The sequence below is a fragment of the Citrobacter sp. RHB35-C17 genome (assembly GCF_013816795.1).
GTDB lineage: Bacteria > Pseudomonadota > Gammaproteobacteria > Enterobacterales > Enterobacteriaceae > Citrobacter_A > Citrobacter_A amalonaticus.
Genome location: NZ_CP057150.1, coordinates 3040856 through 3060732 on the forward strand (window position 1 = coordinate 3040856; position 19877 = coordinate 3060732).

At 52.5% G+C, this 19877-nt stretch carries 15 protein-coding genes; 9 read left to right on the plus strand and 6 right to left on the minus strand.

From position 1 onward, the window contains the following. Positions 1-39: 39 nt before the first annotated feature. The gene (locus HVZ37_RS14490) at positions 40-1170 is read right to left on the minus strand and encodes a porin OmpC (protein WP_043000069.1); all 1131 of its coding nucleotides are present in this window, start codon (positions 1168-1170) and stop codon (positions 40-42) included. A gap of 740 nt (positions 1171-1910) precedes the next feature. On the opposite strand from HVZ37_RS14490, the gene rcsD reads away from it, so the two are divergent. Continuing rightward, a complete protein-coding gene (gene rcsD, locus HVZ37_RS14495; protein WP_046401788.1) occupies positions 1911-4580 on the plus strand; it encodes a phosphotransferase RcsD in 2670 nt (889 codons plus the stop codon). A gap of 15 nt (positions 4581-4595) precedes the next feature. Then, complete coding sequence (gene rcsB / locus HVZ37_RS14500; RefSeq protein ID WP_001061917.1) at positions 4596-5246, plus strand: response regulator transcription factor RcsB; 651 nt, start codon at positions 4596-4598, stop codon at positions 5244-5246. A gap of 51 nt (positions 5247-5297) precedes the next feature. Here the strand turns inward: rcsB and rcsC are convergent, their stop codons facing one another. Continuing rightward, entirely contained in the window at positions 5298-8144 is a 2847-nt protein-coding gene (gene rcsC / locus HVZ37_RS14505; RefSeq protein WP_044266185.1) for a two-component system sensor histidine kinase RcsC, read from the minus strand. Between the two features lie 174 nt (positions 8145-8318). Here rcsC and atoS point away from each other — a divergent pair, with 174 nt between their 5' ends. From atoS to HVZ37_RS14540, 7 genes are all read left to right on the plus strand, one after another. Further along, a complete protein-coding gene (gene atoS / locus HVZ37_RS14510; protein WP_054175989.1) occupies positions 8319-10145 on the plus strand; it encodes a two-component system sensor histidine kinase AtoS in 1827 nt (608 codons plus the stop codon). After that, positions 10142-11527: an acetoacetate metabolism transcriptional regulator AtoC gene (atoC, locus tag HVZ37_RS14515; protein ID WP_109740415.1), complete on the plus strand. Its 1386-nt coding sequence runs from the start codon at positions 10142-10144 to the stop codon at positions 11525-11527. Before atoS ends, atoC begins: the two co-directional genes overlap by 4 nt. Positions 11528-11724: 197 nt before the next feature. Then, positions 11725-12387, plus strand: coding sequence for an acetate CoA-transferase subunit alpha (gene atoD, locus HVZ37_RS14520; RefSeq protein ID WP_043000064.1), 663 nt, complete (start codon positions 11725-11727; stop codon positions 12385-12387). Further along, a complete protein-coding gene (locus HVZ37_RS14525) occupies positions 12387-13037 on the plus strand; it encodes a 3-oxoacid CoA-transferase subunit B (RefSeq protein WP_181627639.1) in 651 nt (216 codons plus the stop codon). The genes atoD and HVZ37_RS14525 overlap by 1 nt, the downstream gene beginning before the upstream one ends. After that, a complete protein-coding gene (locus tag HVZ37_RS14530) occupies positions 13034-14356 on the plus strand; it encodes a TIGR00366 family protein (RefSeq protein ID WP_043000062.1) in 1323 nt (440 codons plus the stop codon). The genes HVZ37_RS14525 and HVZ37_RS14530 overlap by 4 nt, the downstream gene beginning before the upstream one ends. Before the next feature lie 30 nt (positions 14357-14386). After that, positions 14387-15571, plus strand: a complete 1185-nt coding sequence (locus HVZ37_RS14535; protein ID WP_181627640.1) for an acetyl-CoA C-acetyltransferase — start codon at positions 14387-14389, stop codon at positions 15569-15571. A 192-nt stretch (positions 15572-15763) separates the two neighbouring features. Next, complete coding sequence (locus HVZ37_RS14540; RefSeq protein ID WP_044266191.1) at positions 15764-16519, plus strand: MurR/RpiR family transcriptional regulator; 756 nt, start codon at positions 15764-15766, stop codon at positions 16517-16519. Positions 16520-16613: 94 nt separating this feature from the next. Here the strand turns inward: HVZ37_RS14540 and HVZ37_RS14545 are convergent, their stop codons facing one another. Genes HVZ37_RS14545 through HVZ37_RS14560 form a run of 4 tightly spaced genes read right to left on the minus strand, consistent with a single transcriptional unit; the run spans position 16614 to position 19568 of the window. Continuing rightward, positions 16614-17630 carry a Gfo/Idh/MocA family oxidoreductase gene (locus tag HVZ37_RS14545; RefSeq protein ID WP_104446738.1) on the minus strand — a complete coding sequence of 339 codons (1017 nt, stop codon included), beginning with the start codon at positions 17628-17630 and terminating at the stop codon, positions 16614-16616. A gap of 11 nt (positions 17631-17641) precedes the next feature. After that, on the minus strand, positions 17642-18658 hold the full coding sequence (locus tag HVZ37_RS14550; protein WP_044266195.1) for a PTS glucitol/sorbitol transporter subunit IIB: 1017 nt from the start codon (positions 18656-18658) through the stop codon (positions 17642-17644). Next, the gene (locus tag HVZ37_RS14555) at positions 18639-19037 is read right to left on the minus strand and encodes a PTS glucitol/sorbitol transporter subunit IIA (RefSeq protein ID WP_043000058.1); all 399 of its coding nucleotides are present in this window, start codon (positions 19035-19037) and stop codon (positions 18639-18641) included. The genes HVZ37_RS14550 and HVZ37_RS14555 overlap by 20 nt, the downstream gene beginning before the upstream one ends. A 9-nt stretch (positions 19038-19046) precedes the next feature. Then, entirely contained in the window at positions 19047-19568 is a 522-nt protein-coding gene (locus tag HVZ37_RS14560; protein ID WP_042317872.1) for a PTS glucitol/sorbitol transporter subunit IIC, read from the minus strand. Positions 19569-19877: the final 309 nt, after the last annotated feature.

Below are 19877 nucleotides of genomic sequence, written 5' to 3' on the forward strand. Positions count from 1 at the left end.
AAAAGGCCCCGCAGGGCCTTTTATCGACATTAAGCAAACTTAGAACTGGTAAACCAGGCCCAGTGCAACAACGTCGTCGGTGCTGATACCGGCATCACGAGTGAAGTTGTTGTCATCCAGCAGGTTGATTTTGTAATCAACGTAGGTGGACATGTTTTTGTTGAAGTAGTAGGTTGCGCCCACATCAACATATTTCAGCAGATCTTCATCGTCGTAGTTACGACCGTTGAGAGTCCCCAGGTTTTTACCTTTGGACTGCAGGTAAGCAACGGACGGACGCAGACCGAAGTCGAACTGGTACTGAGCAACCACTTCGAAGTTCTGCGCTTTGTTTGCCCAACCTTCGCCGCCTACACGCGTTGCGTTATAGGTCTGAGTGTACTGCGCCGCCAGGTACAGGTTGTTAGCGTCGTATTTCAGGCCACCGGTGTAGGTTTCAGCGCGATCGCCGTTACCCAGGTAGATCGCTCTGTTCTGCTCATCAGTACGTTTGGAGCTGCTCACTGCCGCACCCAGACCGAAGCCTTCGCCGATGTCATAGGTTACAGAACCGCCAACGCCGTCACCGTTCTGACGCAGCGCTTCACGACCGTTGTTAGTCACGCCGGTGTAAGCGATGCCATCAGCACCTTCACCAGATGGGCTACCGTTTTTACCCTGATACTGCAGGGCAAAGTTCAGGCCATCAACCAGACCGAAGAAATCAGCGTTACGGTAAGTCGCGAAGCCGTTACCACGCTGCTGCATGAAGTTATCAGAACCGTAGGTATCCCCACCGAATTCTGGCAGGACGTCGGTCCAGGACGTGACGTCATACACAACGCCGTAGTTACGACCGTAGTCGAAAGAACCCGCATCGCCGAATTTCAGACCGGCGAAGGCAACACGAGTCCAGGAGTTGTTTTCGGATTCAGGCGCGTTACCCTGGATCTGATACTCCCACTGGCCGTAACCGGTGATCTGATCGTTAACCTGGGTTTCGCCTTTGAAGCCAATACGCATGTAGGTCTGATCGCCATCAGCGTTTTTATCATCGGAGAAATAATGCAGACCGTCGACTTTACCGAACAGGTCTAATTTGTTGCCGTCTTTGTTGTAAATTTCAGCCGCATTTGCTGCGCCTGCTACCAGCAGTGCTGGTACCAGGAGGGACAGTACTTTAACTTTCATGTTATTAACCCTCTGTTATATGCCTTTATTTGCTTTTTTATGCCACTGCATACTGATTAACCCTCATTAACCAGTCGGCAAGTTCATTCTCCTCAAAATTGCAGAATAATCCAACACGAATATGATACTAAAACTTTTAAGATGTTTCATTTATCCACATAGATGTTTCAAAATGTAAATTCCAAGGAACTTTTTTTTTGCTTCAAAAAGACAAAAAATAAGCACGATCACTCAAGAAATATATAAAATACATATAAAACAAGTAATTACACAAATAAGTTTGATAGCACTGAATGACAAAACAAAATCGTCATGCATCTCTAAAATATCTCTCGCTATCATCATTAACTTTATTTATTACCGTCATTCATTTCTGAATGTCTGTTTACCCCTATTTCAACCGGATGCGATGCGTCCGGTTTTTTTTTACCCTTCTTTACACTTATTTTCTCTTTATGTGCTACCGCATAAAAATAATAACAACTATTAACTATTTACCTTCACTCAGTCACTGACTGATATCAGAAACCGATTTCTTGTTATTTCGTGCTATTTCTTCACACTTGACGGGGAATATGTGTACGCCTCTGGTGGGCCTGTACACTTTTACGCCATTTAACTGATGAATTCTTTTTGGCAAAAAATGCAGAACATCAATGAGTAGAGAGTGTGGAAATTCACACCGTACCCTTTATACTGCCCTTTCACCTTCTGCGTTGTTTTACAGGTCATAACCACGAATGAGTCAGTCTGATACAACGGCTACGTCCCGATTTTCCCTCCTGCCGGGAAGCATTACCCGTTTCTTTTTATTGCTGATCATTGTGTTGCTGGTGACGATGGGCGTGATGGTGCAAAGCGCGGTTAACGCCTGGTTGAAAGATAAAAGCTATCAAATCGTCGATATCACCCATGCAATTCATAAGCGTATCGATACCTGGCGTTACGCGACCTGGCAAATCTATGACAACATCGCCGCGACGACGAATCCGTCGAGCAGCGAAGGATTGCAGGAAACGCGCCTGAAACAGGACGTTTACTATCTTGAAAAACCGCGGCGAAAAACCGAAGCGCTGATCTTTGGCTCGCATGACAGCTCAACGCTGGAAATGACGCAGCGCATCTCGTCCTACCTCGACACGCTGTGGGGCGCTGAGACGGTGCCGTGGTCCATGTATTATCTCAACGGGCAGGATAACAGCCTGACGCTCATCTCGACGCTGCCGTTAAAAGATCTCTCTTCGGGATTTAAAGAGTCGACCATCGGCAGCATTGTCGATTCCCGTCGGGCAGAAATGCTCCAGCAGGCCAATGCGCTTGACGAACGGGAAAGTTTCTCATCGCTGCGTCGGCTGGCATGGCAAAACGGCCACTATTTTACGCTGCGAACCACGTTTAATCAGCCGGGACACCTGGCGACCGTTGTCGCGTTTGACCTGCCCATCAACGACTTAATTCCTCCCGGCATGCCACTGGACAGCTTCCGCCTTGAGCCTGACACGACTCCAGCCAGCGCACGCAATGCAGATAAAGAATCGCCCGACAGCGTAAGCATCAGCTTTAACAGTTCGAAAATTGAAATCTCGTCGGCGCTGAACTCGACGGGAATGCGCCTGGTCTGGCAGGTGCCGTTTGGCACCCTACTGCTCGATACGCTGCAAAACATCCTGTTACCGCTATTGCTGAATATCGGGCTGCTGGCGCTCGCCCTGTTCGGCTATACCACCTTCCGCAACCAGCCGGGACGCACAACGGAAGTCGCGCCCAATACCGCAGCTAATAATGAGCTACGGATTCTGCGCGCGATTAACGAAGAGATTGTCTCCCTACTGCCGCTGGGTCTGCTGGTGCATGATCAAGAAGCGAACCGCACGGTGATGAGTAACAAAATTGCCGACCATCTGTTGCCGCATCTGAATCTGCAAAACATCACCAGCATGGCGGAACAGCATCAGGGCGTGATCCAGGCGACCGTCAATAACGAGCTGTATGAGATACGCCTGTTTCGCAGCCAGGTCGCTCCACGCACCCAGATCTTTATTATCCGCGACCAGGATCGTGAAGTGCTGGTGAACAAAAAGCTCAAACAGGCTCAGCGGTTATATGAAAAAAATCAGCAGGGCCGCGTCGCCTTTATGCAAAACATCAGCGAGACGTTGAAAGAGCCGGTCAAAACGCTGGCAGCGGAAGTTGCTCAATTGCAAACGTCTGATGCACAGCAACTGGCGAATCATGCCGATGTACTGGTCCGCATGATCGATGAAATTCAACTGGCGAACATGCTGGAAAACGACGCCTGGAAGAGTGAGCCTACCCTCTTCTCGGTTCAGACGTTAATTGACGAAGTCGTCCCGCAAGTGCTGCCCGCGATGAAGCGTAAAGGACTGCAACTGCTTATCAACAACCATCTGAAGGCAAACGACGAACGACATGGCGATCGCAATGCACTGCGACGGATCTTACTGCTGCTGATGCAGTACGCGGTAACAACTACCCAGATTGGTAAAATCACGCTCGAGGTTGATCAGGACGAATCGGTGGCCGAGCGCCTGACGTTCCGCATTCTGGATACCGGCGAAGGCGTGACGTTAAGCGAAATTGACAACCTGCATTTCCCGTTCATCAGTGAGACGCAGAAAGACCGTTACGGTAAAGCCAATCCGCTGGCCTTTTGGTTATGCGATCAGCTGGCGCGTAAACTTGGCGGACATTTGAGCATAAAAGCGCGAGATGCGCTGGGTACACGCTATACAGTCCATGTTAAAATGACGCCGCTCGACCAGCATAAAGAAGACGAAGAGCGTCTGCTGGATGATGTCAGCGTGATGATCGACGTGACCTCTAACGAGGTGCGCAATATCGTGCTTCGCCAGTTGGAAAACTGGGGAGCGACCTGCATCACCCCGGATGAGAGACTCATAAGTCAAGAATATGATCTCTTTTTAACTGATAATCCGTCTAATCTTACTGCCTCCGGCTTGCTTTTAAGCGATGATGAGTCAGGCGTGCGGAAAATTGGCCCAGGCCAGCTTCGCGTCAACTTTAATATGAGCAACGCTATGCAGGAAGCTGTACTACAACTAATTGAAGAGCAACTGGCACAAGAAGCGATCCCGGAATCCCCTCTGGGAGGTGATGAAAACGCCGAACTTCATGCCAGCGGTTATTACGCACTATTTGTAGACACAGTACCGGATGATGTTAAGAGGTTGTATACTGAGGCTGCAATCAGCGATTTTGCTGCGCTAGCCCAAACGGCTCACCGCCTGAAAGGCGTGTTTGCCATGCTAAATCTGGTACCCGGCAAGCAGTTATGTGAAACGCTGGAACATCTGATTCGTGAGAAAGATGCTCCAGGAATAGAAAAATACATCAGCGACATTGACACCTACGTCAAGAGCTTGCTGTAGCAAGGTAGCCTTTACATGAACAATATGAACGTAATTATTGCCGATGACCATCCGATTGTACTGTTCGGTATTCGCAAATCACTTGAGCAAATCGAGTGGGTGAATGTTGTTGGCGAATTTGAAGACTCCACAGCACTGATCAACAACCTGCCAAAATTAGATGCACACGTGTTGATTACCGATCTCTCTATGCCGGGCGACAAGTACGGCGATGGGATCACCCTGATCAAATACATCAAGCGTCATTTCCCAAGCCTGTCGATCATTGTTCTGACCATGAACAATAACCCGGCAATCCTGAGCGCGGTGCTTGATCTCGATATCGAAGGGATTGTCCTGAAACAGGGCGCGCCAACAGACCTGCCGAAAGCGCTGGCTGCGCTGCAGAAAGGCAAAAAGTTCACCCCGGAAAGCGTCTCTCGCCTGCTGGAAAAAATCAGCGCGGGCGGCTACGGTGACAAACGTCTCTCTCCGAAAGAGAGTGAAGTTCTGCGTCTGTTTGCCGAAGGTTTCCTGGTGACTGAAATCGCCAAGAAGCTGAACCGCAGTATCAAAACCATCAGCAGCCAGAAGAAATCAGCGATGATGAAACTGGGCGTTGAAAACGATATCGCACTGCTGAACTATCTCTCTTCCGTGACCCTGAGTCCGGCAGACAAAGACTGATTCTTGCAGACGTAAAAAAGCCCGGTAAGTTTCAGCGCTTACCGGGCTTTTTTATGCTCGCGTTTTCCTGACCCGCTCCGCATACACCGCCAGCGTCTGCCTGATAACGTCCAGCGTGACCGGCTTCGACAGGCAACTGTCCATCCCCGACTCCAGACAGCGTTGCTTCTCTTCGGCTAAAGCGTTGGCCGTCACCCCAACTACCGGTAAAGTCAGCCCTAACTGACGTATGCGCTGTGTCAGTCGATAGCCATCCATATTCGGCATGTTTACGTCGCTCAGCACGATATCGATATGGTTTTTGCTCAGCACGTTCAGGGCATCCACGCCGTCATTGGCGGTTTTGCACTGATACCCGAGCGATCCCAGCTGATCGGCCAGCAGGCGGCGGTTAATCGGATGATCGTCAACCACCAGGATCATCATGTCATCATTGGTGGCCGCCGCTTTTTCCGGAGCCGGTAACGCGGAGGAGAGCTCCTCATCGTCCAGCTCAATACGGTAGATCCGGGCCAGCAGCGCCGGCAGTTCATGTGGCGACGCCACGCTGTGCACCCATTCCCCCGGCACCCTTTCCAGTGGAATACCAATGTGGCGCCGACAGAAAATCACCGCTGCCCGCCCCTGCCACGGCTGTTCCAGGGCATCGTCGGTGATCAACATGTCATCACTCGCTGGTGTCTGCCCTTCATAACGCATCACCTCAACACCGTTACGCGTCAGGCTGTTTTCGACAAACTGGCACAAAGACGCATTACGCACCGCCAACCAGCAGCGTGTTCTGGCAAGTCCATCAAGCCCTTTTTTCGCCGGATACTGCGCGCCATACAGCGGAATACGCACTGTAAACTGGCTCCCCATCCCTGGTTCAGAATCAACCGAAATGTCACCATCCATCATGCTGATCAGCTTTTCGCAAATCGCCAGTCCCAGCCCCGTTCCCTGGAAATTGCGCTGCACGCCCGTACCGACCTGGAAGAACGGATCGAACAAGCGCACCACTTCTTTCGCCGGGATCCCGACGCCGGTATCCCGCACCCGAATGCTGAGATAATCATCGTCGCGGCTGACATGCAGCACAATGCAGCCGATGTCGGTGAATTTAATCGCGTTGCTCAACAGATTAGAAATCACCTGTTGCAGGCGCATCGGATCGCCATTAAGCGCAACCGGCACATTCGGTTCGATAAAGCAGTACAGCCCGAGCTGCTTGCGCACCACCAGCGGCAGATAGTTCGCGGTAATGTGGCTCATCACCTCACGTGGCGAGAATTCACGCGGCTCAATTTTCAACTGCTCCGATTCGATTTTCGAGAAGTCGAGAATGTCACTGATGATTTTCAGCAGCAGACTGGAAGAGTTATTCATCGCCGTCACCAGGCGATCGACCCCTTTTGGCAATTCTTTGGTTTGCAGCAGATCAAGGTTACCGATAATGCCATACAGCGGCGTGCGCAGCTCGTGGCTGACGGTCGCCAGGAACATCGATTTCGACTGACTCGCCTGTTCAGCCGCCTGCGCCATCTCCTGCAACGACTCCTCCATTTTGACGCGGGCGGAAACATCCACTAGCACGCAAATCGCCACGTTTTCATTGCGATAGCGGGAATGGACGAAGCTAATCTGCAAATTGGTGTTATTGCTGGTCAGCACATCGACAAAGTTCACCTGCTGTCCACAGATGATTTGCGTCAGCCGCTGTCGATCCTCATGGGTGAGCATGTTCAGGTAGGTATGCGCCAGCTCGTTACTGAGGATGTTAATACCGTCAACGGTGCGCAGAATACAGATCCCGACCGGCGCGGACGCGACAATCTTACGGTTAAACTGCTCATGCTCTTCCAGCCGTTGGGCGTCGCTTTCAGCCGGAATAAAGATCCGTCGTTCGTACATCCGCGCGAGGGTAAACAGTGCCGCACCTACCAGCACATTCAGCAGAATGGCATTCAGAATCAGCATCCGGATCCGTTCCAGCACCAGATCGACCGGAACGGAATAGACGATGCTTAACGAAGACGGCGGCAGATTTTTCTTCAGCACCAGCTCACGAAAGCCCGGCGTATAGCCAAACCAGGAGCGTTCCTGCATCCAGCGAGGTTCCGCCTTGATGGTACTTTCCGGCCCGGTCAGCGAAATCAACGCATGCCCATTTTCATCCAGAATGGTCACGCCCATCGGCAGACTGCCCGGCGTAAAGAAGTTTTCCATTCGAATGGATTGTTCAATGCCCAACAGCGCCTGCAGTCGGTTTGCCAGATAAACCGGCGTCAGCGCGTAGAAATAGCCAATCCCTGGACGTGGTCCCTGCGCCACCCAGTAGAGGTTGTTTCCGGATTCATCCTGCGGCGCGTTGCGGTACTTCATAATCCGCTCGTGCAGCGTTTTCAGCGCGTTATCGCGCTCGACGGGCATATCGCGCAGGCCGAAATTCGCCATGCAGAGATTATCGCTGCCAATGAGAAATACACGATTCAGATCGTACGCAGCGGAAAAGTTGTCACGCCAGTAGCGCATGAACCACGCCAGCGACTCCAGCGATCCGCGCCAGGCGTTGCCCATTGCCGCGCAGTCGGAATCGGCAAACAGCGGCTGAAAGGTCGGCACCTCGGTTTTATCGTCACGCGACCGCGAAGACAACACGCCGTTCTCCGCCGTCAGGCGATTCTCCGCGATGTACTTGAGCTCTTTCATCACATCCGACGTGCGCTGAATGTAGCGCTGGGCCTGATCGGAACTGAGATTAAACTCCTGGCGGATCTCTGACTCCCGCTGATGCAAGGCGTTCACAATGTAGAACACCGAAGCAAAGGCAATCAGCAGCCAAATCAACAGCGCCAACGCTCTGAACAGATAGCGCGAGATTTTCAGGGTCGTGCGAAAGGATGCAAGGTATTTCAAAAGGGCGAAGCTCCGCCTCAGGCGATAAATGGAGTGTGGTTAAGGTAGCGGTAAATGCGCGTCGTCGCAATGCCCGCGCCTGCGTTTGCGGGAATATGATACACCGCTGAGAAACAGTTGCCGCAACCCCCGATAATTAGCGTTTGTCAGAAAATGGGTCACAGGGATGCCAGCATGCGCTTTTTGAGAGGGTTATACCCGCGACGCTTACGCAATCAGATGATCCTGATGGCGCTTCTGATGGTCATCGTGCCGACGCTGTCGATTGGTTATATCGTAGAAACCGAAGGACGGTCAGCAGTCTTATCTGAAAAAGAGAAAAAATTATCTGCCGTTGTACACCTGCTCGATCAGGCGCTGGGCGATCGCTTTACCCATTTTACGGCGCTGCCGCGGGACGAACGTATTCAGGCGCTGAATACCGAACTCGGCCCCATCACTGAGCGGATCACTCAGGCATTTCCGGGCGTCGGCGCGGGCTACTATAACAAAGCGCTGGATGCGATTGTGACCTACGCCCCTTCCGCGCTGTACCAAAATAACGTTGGCGTGACGATTGCCGCCGATCACCCCGGACGCGAAGTGATGCGCAGCAATGCCCCGGTCGTCTTTTCCGGTCGCCAGGTGCGCGGCGATATTCTTAACTCCATGATCCCCATCACCCGGGATGGCGACGTGCTGGGCTACATCTGGGCGAATGAGTTGACGGAAGATATCCAGCGTCAGGCGTGGAGGATGGACGTGCGCATCATTGCGGTGCTGGCGGCAGGTCTGCTCTGTAGCCTGCTCTTGATCGTGCTGTTTTCCCGACGCCTTGGCGCCAATATCGACATCATCACGGACGGTCTGTCGACGCTGGCGCAAAAAACGCCAGCACAACTTCCCAATCTGCCTGGCGAACTGGGGCAAATTAGCCGCAGCGTTAACGCGTTGGCGCAAACGTTGCGTGAAACGAAAACCCTTAACGATCTGATCATTGAAAACGCCGCCGATGGGGTGATCGCAATCGATAGACAGGGCGATGTCACCACCATGAACCCTGCGGCGGAAATGATTACCGGCTATACGCTCAATGAACTGGTCGGTCGCCCCTATGCCACCCTCTTCTCCGACCCGCATTTTGCCAGCCCGGTTCTCGATACCCTGGCGCACGGGACGGAGCATCTGGCACAGGAAGTTAGCTTTCCGGCGCGCGACCGCACCATTGAACTCAGTGTCACCACCAGCCGTATTCATAACCCCAATGGTGAATTGATCGGTGCGCTGGTGATTTTTTCCGACCTGACCGCCCGCAAAGAAACGCAGCGTCGCCTGGCGCAAACCGAGAGACTTGCCACTTTGGGTGAACTGATGGCCGGGGTGGCGCATGAGGTACGTAATCCGCTCACCGCCATCCGGGGTTATGTGCAGATCATCCGTCAACAAACCAGCCTGCCTGTGCATCAGGAATATCTGTCCGTGGTACTAAAAGAAATTGATTCCATCAACAAAGTCATTCAGCAGTTGCTGGATTTCTCCCGGCCGCGACAAAGTCAGTGGCAGCAAGTGCTGCTCAATTCGCTGATCGAAGAGACGCTGATTCTGGTGCAAACCTCCGGCGTTCAGGCACGGATCACGTTCAACTTTGAACAGGATACGGGACTGCCTGCCATCGTTGCCGATCGTGAACTGTTAAAACAGGTGATCCTCAATCTTTTGATTAATGCCGTGCAGGCCATCAACGCACGCGGTGAAATCCGCATTCGCACCTGGCAATATTCAGCCACGCAACAAGCCGTGGCGATTGAAGATAACGGCGGTGGGATTGATATCGCGCTACAGAAAAAGATTTTTGACCCCTTTTTCACCACCAAAGCCTCAGGAACAGGGCTTGGACTCGCGCTCAGCCAGCGCATTATCAATGCTCATCAGGGTGATATTCACGTCGCCAGCATGCCCGGATGTGGCGCGACGTTTACCCTTATTTTACCGATTAACCCGCAGGGAAACTTGTCAGTATGAAAACCCGCTACCGTATCCTCATTGTGGATGACGAAGATAACGTTCGTCGCATGCTCACCACCGCCTTTTCGCTACAGGGGCATGAAACGCACTGTGCCAGCAACGGGGAGGAAGCGTTGCAGCGCTTTGCCGACGCTCCACCGGATGTGGTGCTGATGGATATCCGCATGCCGGAAATGAACGGGATCGACGCCCTGAAAGTCATGCGCACTCAGCAGCCGCGCATCCCCGTGATCCTGATGACCGCTTACGCCGAAGTCGAAACCGCCGTCGAAGCATTACGCAGCGGGGCGTTTGATTACGTGATCAAACCTTTCGATCTCGATGAACTGAATTTACTGATCCAACGCGCCCTGCAACTGCAGGCGATGAAACAGGAGATCCGCAACCTGCATCAGGCGCTGAGCACCAGCTGGCAGTGGGGACATATCCTGACCAACAGTCCGCGGATGATGGATATCTGCAAAGACACGGCGAAAATTGCCCTGTCGCAGGCCAACGTTCTGATCAGTGGTGAAAGCGGTACCGGCAAGGAGTTGATTGCGCGCGCTATTCACTACAATTCGCGCCGGGCAAACGGTCCGTTTATCAAAATCAACTGCGCCGCGTTACCGGAGTCGCTGCTGGAAAGCGAGTTGTTCGGTCATGAAAAAGGGGCCTTCACCGGCGCACAAACTCAGCGTCAGGGACTGTTCGAACGCGCTCATCAGGGAACGCTGCTACTCGATGAAATTGGTGAAATGCCGCTGGTGCTCCAGGCTAAATTACTGCGCATTCTGCAGGAACGGGAATTCGAACGCGTGGGCGGGCATCAGACGATTCAGGTGGATATCCGCATCGTCGCTGCCACCAACCGCGATCTCCATGCGATGGTGAAAGAAGGCGCTTTCCGTGAAGACCTGTTCTATCGTCTGAATGTGATTCATCTGCAACTTCCCCCGCTGCGCGAACGACGGGAAGACATTGCGCTGCTGGCTAACCACTTCCTGCAGAAATTCAGTTCGGAAAATCAGCGCGACATTATTGAGATCGATCCGGCAGCCATGTCAATGCTTACCACCTGGCCCTGGCCCGGAAACATCCGCGAACTTTCAAACGTCATTGAGCGGGCGGTGGTGATGAATACCGGCGCCGTCATTTTTGCAGAAGATCTGCCTGCCCCGCTCCGCCAGCCGGTGGGTGGTGGCAGCGAGATAAAGGCCACACAGCCTGGTGAACGCAATCTGAAAGAAGAGATTAAACGCGAAGAGAAGCGGATCATTATCGAGGTACTTGAACAGCATGAAGGAAACCGCACCCGCGCCGCCCTGATGTTAGGCATCAGTCGACGTGCCCTGATGTATAAATTGCAGGAATACGGTATCGATACGGCAGGCTTGTAGAACCAGAATCTGCTATGCAGAATTTTGCACAGTGCGCAAAATTCTGCATAGCATCCGCACTAAGATCACACAACACCCCCATGAATATTTAATTATATTCAACAAGTTAACTAATATCCCTGTCCGTTAGCCATTCTGGCATCCCGCTTGCTATTCCCTTTGTGTACCCAAAATGGAGTATGCAAAAGGGAAACATAATGAAAACAAAACTGATTACCTTACAGAACGCTGCCGGATTCTTTCGTGACGGCATGACCATCATGGTTGGTGGTTTTATGGGGGTCGGGACCCCGCCCCGCCTTGTCGAAGCCTTACTTGAATCCGGCGTCAGAGACCTGACACTGATCGCCAACGATACCGCCTTTGTCGATACCGGCATCGGCCCGCTGATCGTCAATGGCCGGGTGAACAAAGTCATTGCGTCCCATATCGGCACTAACCCGGAAACCGGGCGTCGGATGATCGCCAAAGAGATGGACGTTCAGCTGGTGCCGCAGGGTACGCTGATTGAACAGATCCGCTGCGGCGGTGCTGGACTCGGCGGCTTCCTGACCCCAACCGGCGTCGGCACGATTGTGGAAGATGGCAAACAAACCCTGACGCTTGACGGCAAAACCTGGCTACTGGAGCGACCGTTGCGTGCCGACCTGGCACTCATCCGCGCGCACCGTGCCGACCCACTCGGCAACCTGACCTACCAACTCAGCGCCCGCAACTTCAACCCGCTTATTGCCCTCGCCGCCGATATCACCCTGGTGGAACCTGACGAACTCGTTGAGACAGGCGATCTGTTGCCTGACCAGATAGTCACCCCCGGCGCCGTTATCGACCATATCGTCATGCCACAGGAGAGCAAATAATGGATGCTAAACAACGTATTGCGCGCCGTGTGGCGCAAGAACTTCGCGATGGTGATGTTGTGAATTTAGGCATTGGCCTGCCGACGATGGTCGCCAACTATCTGCCGGATGACATTCATATCACCCTGCAATCAGAGAACGGATTTCTCGGACTGGGACCGGTCACGACCGCGCATCCCGATCTGGTGAACGCCGGTGGTCAACCCTGCGGAATATTGCCGGGTGCGGCGATGTTCGACAGCGCGATGTCATTCGCGCTGATTCGTGGCGGCCACGTCGATGCCTGCGTACTGGGCGGGTTGCAGGTTGATGAACAGGCTAACCTCGCGAACTGGGTCGTGCCCGGCAAAATGGTCCCTGGGATGGGCGGCGCGATGGATCTGGTAACCGGAGCGCGCAAAGTGATTATCGCGATGGAACACTGCGCGAAAGACGGCTCGGCGAAAATCCTTCGCCACTGCACCATGCCACTGACGGCCCAGCATGCGGTGCATATGCTGGTTACCGAACTCGCCGTGTTCCGCTTTATCGACGGCAAAATGTGGCTGACGGAAATCGTCGACGGGTGCGACCTCGATACTCTGCGAGCAAAAACAGAAGCGCAGTTTGACATTGTCGCCGATCTGGTCGTTCAGCGAGGTGAAGCATGATCGGCCGTATCTCGCGTTTCATGACGCGCTTCGTCAGTCGCTGGCTGCCCGATCCCCTGATTTTCGCCATGCTGCTGACGCTGTTGACGTTCGGCATCGCGCTGTGGCTGACGCCGCAAACGCCGATCAGTATGGTGCGTTTCTGGGGGGATGGCTTCTGGAATCTGCTGGCCTTCGGGATGCAGATGGCGTTGATCATCGTGACAGGTCACGCGCTGGCCAGTTCCGGTCCGGTGAAAAACCTGCTGCGTACTGCCGCGTCTGCCGCAAAAACGCCCGCGCAGGGCGTAATGCTGGTAACCTTCTTTGGCTCCGTCGCCTGCGTCATCAACTGGGGCTTCGGTCTGGTAGTGGGAGCGATGTTTGCCCGTGAAGTTGCCCGTCGCGTGCCGGGATCCGATTATCCGCTGCTGATTGCCTGCGCTTATATCGGTTTTCTGACCTGGGGCGGCGGCTTCTCCGGCTCGATGCCCCTGCTGGCGGCAACGCCGGGTAACCCGGTGGAACACATTGCGGGCCTGATTCCGGTCAGCGACACCCTGTTTACCGGTTTCAACATCTTCATCACTCTCGGTCTGATTGTGGTCATGCCGTTTATCACCCGCATGATGACGCCAAAACCGTCGGATGTTGTCAGCGTCGATCCGAAACTGTTGATGGAAGAGCCTGATTTCCAGAAGACCTTGCCAGCAGATGCGCCTCCGTCCGAAAAACTGGAAGAGAGCCGAATCCTGGCGCTGATCATTGGGGCATTAGGCATCGCTTATCTCGGGATCTACTTCGCCGAGAAAGGGTTCAACATCACCATCAACACCGTCAACCTGATGTTTATGATTGCCGGTCTGCTGCTGCACAAAACGCCGATGGCCTATATGCGCGCCATTAGTGCCGCTGCGCGCAGCACCGCCGGTATCCTGGTGCAGTTCCCGTTCTATGCCGGTATCCAGTTGATGATGGAGCACTCCGGTCTCGGAGGACTCATCACCGAGTTCTTCATCAACGTCGCCAATAAAGACACCTTCCCGGTCATGACCTTCTTCAGCTCTGCGCTGATCAATTTTGCCGTGCCGTCAGGCGGTGGCCACTGGGTTATTCAGGGACCGTTCGTCATGCCAGCCGCGCAAGCGCTAGGGGCCGATCTGGGTAAATCCGTGATGGCGATTGCCTACGGCGAGCAGTGGATGAACATGGCGCAACCCTTCTGGGCGCTTCCCGCACTGGCCATCGCCGGGTTGGGGGTTCGCGACATCATGGGGTACTGCATCACCGCCCTGCTTTTCTCCGGTGTCATTTTTGTTGTCGGTCTGACCTTTTTCTGACGGCAGCGACTCACTTTTAAGGAACAGAAGATGAAAAATTGTGTCATCGTCAGCGCAGTACGTACCGCCATCGGCAGCTTCAACGGCGCGCTGGCCACCACCAGCGCCATCGAACTTGGCGCGACTGTGATTAGCGCCGCGCTGGAACGCGCGCAACTCGACCCGCAACGTGTGGATGAAGTGATCATGGGCAACGTGTTGCAGGCCGGTCTGGGACAAAACCCGGCGCGGCAGGCACTGTTAAAAAGCGGCCTTAGCGAAACCGTCTGCGGGTTTACCGTCAACAAAGTCTGCGGTTCAGGGCTCAAAAGCGTCGCACTGGCCGCCCAGGCAATTCAGGCCGGTCAGGCACAGGCGCTGGTTGCTGGCGGCATGGAAAACATGAGTCTAGCCCCCTATCTGCTGGATGCGAAAGCCCGCTGGGGTTATCGCCTCGGCGACGGCCAGTTGTCGGATGTGATTCTGCGTGACGGTCTGCTCTGTGCCACCCATGGTTATCACATGGGGATCACCGCCGAAAACGTCGCCCGTGAATACGGTATCAGCCGCGACATGCAGGATGAGCTCGCACTGCTCTCTCAGAAAAAAGCGGTCGCCGCCATCCATTCTGGCGCCTTTGAGGCCGAAATTGTGCCGGTCAGCGTCACGTCGCGTAAAAAAACCATTGTCTTTGACCGCGACGAATTCCCCAAGGCTGACTCAACAGCAGAAGGTCTTGCGGCACTGCGTCCGGCGTTTGATAAGGCCGGCACCGTCACCGCTGGCAACGCCTCTGGGATCAACGACGGCGCGGCCGCGCTGGTGGTCATGGAAGAATCTGCCGCACTGGCGGCAGGACTGAAACCGCTGGCACGCATTAAGGCATATGCCAGCGGCGGCGTCGCGCCAGCGCTGATGGGGATGGGGCCGGTACCCGCCACGCAGAAAGCCCTGAAACAATGCGGATTGCAGCTTTCCGATATCGATCTGATTGAAGCCAATGAGGCGTTTGCCGCGCAGTTCCTTGCCGTCGGCAAGACGCTGGGCTTCGACCCACAAAAGGTGAACGTGAACGGTGGCGCGATTGCGCTTGGGCATCCGATCGGCGCCAGCGGCGCGCGGATCCTGGTGACATTGCTGCATGCGCTTTCCGCCAGGGATAAGACGCTGGGTCTGGCAACGCTGTGCATCGGCGGCGGTCAGGGTATTGCAATGATTGTGGAAAGGATGAATTAACCCCTGGGGTCCCCTGGTTAGACACTAAATCCTTCGAGTCGCAGGACAACAGGCAGCAGGCATTTTGAACAACGCTTTCGCTGGCTTAAAGGGACGAGGCTCATCGACGAGCCGGGTCGCTTCGTCGCCAACACAGAGGCTGCTTGAAGGATAAAGTGTATCTGTCATAATAAACAAAACCGAGGGACCTCAATGAACATTATCGAACAACTTCAGTTACTGGTAAAAACAGGTACGCACGCGGAGCAAACAATTAGCCGTTACATTCTGGCTACATTATCGGGCGCGGAAAAACTGACGTCGACGGCAATTTCAAAAAAGACGCAAACCAGCCAACCCTCCATTGTTCGCTTTGCGCAATCTCTCGGTTATACCGGCTTTACTTCATTTAAATATGATTTAATTAAGTGTCTGCGCAGCGAACCTGAGGCACTGCTTCCGGCCCAGGCAACGAAAAACAATGTTATTCTTGGCGAGTTTATTAATAATAATAACCCTGCGGCCCTTAATACTTTCTTTGAAATTATTAATTCCAGCCGTAACCTCTATTTCTGTCATCCGCGAGAACTGAGTTCATTACTCAGCAATATCATTCAGGATTATAGTGATATTGGTAAAGTCTGCATTCCCGTAGAGTACCAGAATGCCCATTCATTGCTGACAAACACCCTGACGGATTGTGATTCCGTGATCCTGCTTCCTGGACTCAAAGATGAGCCGGATAATCAACTCATTACCTTGATTCGCGAGCATGAGGCCGCCTCACTGGCAGTCGCCTGCCATCAGAGCGGCGCGACGCTTGCCGATGTAACCTTATATACGCCTCAGTCCAGCGTCAGCCCCCTCAGTTTCGCCGCACTGAAAATGTCTTTACACACGCTTTTTTTCCACGCCCTGCAATATTGCTATCTGAATATGAATAATGAAAAGGCGCCTCATAAACAATGATCATCGACCGGGTTGAGGGGGAATAACGAACCCTACCTTAATCAAAGAAATTAAAGCCAGCAAAACGGTTTATGAGGCGTAAACCACCGATGAGTTATAACTGCACAATACGTCCTGTCGATAACGAATGATGCACGGCTTCACATATTAACGTCGCCTGCAACCCATCATCAGCGGTTGCCAGATAAGGGGTATCAAATAATATGTGCTCAACAAAATCATGTATTGGCTGAATCCCATAGCCACTGGCTTTATTATTAACGTAATTAATAAAATTATAATTTGGCGTTGCACTGCGCTGAGGGGTGAACATTTCATATCCCCGCAACTGCGCATCGGCGCGATAATAGTTATTCTCGGTAATAACAAAACTACGCCCATCGTTTGCTTTGGGAAATGAAGGTGGTAAGCACCACCCCACTTCAACGGTCCATTGCGCGCCATTATCAAAGGTGACAAACGACTGAATGGTATCCCAGGAATCAACGCCTTCCGCCACCAGCTTCTTCTTCTGCCCTATCGCATAGACGCTCACCGCATTGGCACCGTTCATATAATATCTAATCAAATCAAAACAATGCGTTCCGAGAAAATGAACGGGAGAACTCTCATTCGCCCATGACAGCCAGTTTTTCGGCACGTCGATAATATCGTCCATGCTCATATAGCCACGCAGGACCTGACCGGTTTCGGGTTTCAGCAACTCATGGTGAATATGCTGTGCCATCCCGTCCCAACGCTTGTGGTAATCAACGCCAATCTTCACTCCTTGTTGCTGCGCACAGCGGATGATTTCCCGACATTCCGCTGACGTTGTCGCCATCGGTTTTTCTATCAGCACATGTTTGCCCGCCCTGATGGCTTCAATCGTGGCATCAAAGTGGAACGGATCCGGTGTCGCGATTGATACCAGATCAACGTCCGTCGCGGCAAACAACTCTGCCAGCGAGGCATAACCAGGCACCTGAAACTCCGCCGCAACGTTGGCGCGGATGTCCGGATTGATCTCGCAAAACCCCACCAGGTTCACCCACGGATTATAGTGATACGCATTGATATGATGTTTGCCATAAATACCGGCCCCCACCACCGCGGCATTGATTTTGTTCATTACACATTTCCTCAGTTAAACAAGCCAAACGAAAACAGATAACCGATGGCCACCGCCAGAGGCGCGGTAATCATCCGTGACAGCAAGAAAGAGGGCACGCCAAGACGAATGGTCTTCTCTTTCGCCTCCTGCATGGAAAGCCCAACGGGAATGAAATCGGCACCGACCTGGACGTTAATCGCGAACAGCGCCGGCAACGCCATCAGCGGTGAAACCACCCCGCTACCGATTAGCGTTCCTACCAGCACACCAACGACCTGCGCAATCGCCGCGCCAGGAGCCAGAATGGGAGAGATGAAGGGCAGACCACAAATAATCGCAATCACAAACAGACCGGTTAACGATCCGGCAAGCGGCGACAGCGCATTCCCGGTCCACTGACCAATCGCGGTCTCCTGAACCAGAGCGATCAGAACCGAGATAAAGGCCATAAAGGGGATCACGTTTTTAATACACAGCTCGACCGATTCACGCGCCGAGGAGTAGAGCAGGCTGACAAAGTTACCGATTCCCGTCGCAAAACGCGTCATCAACTCCAGCGCGGTGTTGGTCGCGGAACCGCGTGGTTTTGCCTCCACGCGTTCGTGAGCCACGGCACAGGCATGGTCTGCCGGGAGAGGATCACTGAGCTCAACGTTTTCCTCCCCGGTTACCGGTTGATTAATGGTTTCAATCAGCGAAAGCGATTCAAGACTGACATCAGAGATGTAAATATCTTCGGTGATATATTTCGCCAGCGGCCCCATCGCACCGGTAGGGAGTACGTTGATTGTCTTGATTCTTTTCTGCGGATAAATGCCGCAGCGCAGTGAACCGCCACAGTTGATGACCACACAAAGGATTTTCTTATCATCCGGCATGGCGTCAAAGCCGTTAACCACGGTCATTTCCAGCATTTCACCCAGTTTTTTCGCGACCGGATCAATGGTTTTGCCGGTAAGCGACAGGATGACCATGCGGGTATCGCGAGATAAATACATGTCATCGCCAATCCCTGAATGACCTTTTTTAATCAGTACGGTTTTCATTGGTTTTCCTCATTATTGTCAATGGGCCAATCAATTCATTTACGGATGGAGAACAATGACTGTTAACGTGTAATGAACCATAGGCTATTGGCTTTTCAGCCCCGTCAAATACCACTGTCACATGACCTAACTCGCATAAATTTTGCCATGCGGCCTCTCCCCAGCAGGTTATATTCCAGGTCTGATTATTAATCTGCAGAACATAATCCATTGTTTTTTGTAATGGGGTAACATCACAAACAATATTCTTAATGACCAGGACATAATCGAGATAATCTTCCGGAGCATGGTCATTAAAGGTAATCAACATGCCATTAAGCAGTCCCTCTTCCACTTTTCTTCCAGCCTTTACGACGTCAGCCGAAAATAGTACTTTCATTGTTTTCCCTTATTCCTGATTAAGTTCGCGTTTCTCCAGCCGGGTGAAGATATATTCCGTCAGAAAACCACGGATAAAACCGAGTAGAATACCCGCAGCGATATAGCGTAATGCCAGGTCGGCAACCGGTAGATCGAGTCGCGTCAGGCCAGCGGCGACGCCCAGCCAGATAAAGAGTTCAGATGGCACAATGTGTGGGAACAGAGAGGTCAGCGGGTGTACGGTGCTGCCCAGCGCATCCTGATAAGCGGGTTTACAACGTTCGGGCAGAAATTTACCCATCGTCAGCGCACCCGGACTGCTAAGAAAGAACCAGGCAAAACTCGGCAAAATTCCATAGGTTAATATTTTTGACTTCCCCATCAGGGTGGCGACTTTTTCCATTCGCTGTTGGCCAATTAATTTCATAATAAAATTAACGGTCAAAATTAAGGTTATCAGCATCGGAATGGTACTGACGATCATCCCGGAGAATATCTTACCTGCGCTCTGGAAAAGATGGATAAAGCCTTCTGCTATTTCAACTATCATAGTTAACTCCCAACGTGTAGGTATAAGTATATTCATCCGTCAGAAGTGTATTGACAGATGAAGGCAGCCAACGCTTTTGTCTTTAAGAATTCAGATGATGTTATTTAATAATTTTTCAGTTCTCCTGGCAGTAAGGGCTCGTAAATATCGCGGTTTGGTAACAGGAAAGTTAACGGGAAATGGCTGCACAAACAGTGAGCACCTTCACAGAGTTATAATTATTCATTTTATTTTGTATTTTTATACATGAAGGAAAAAGTCACCGGACAGGACCTTTTGGCGAGGGGAAATGGTGAATTCAGGACGAAA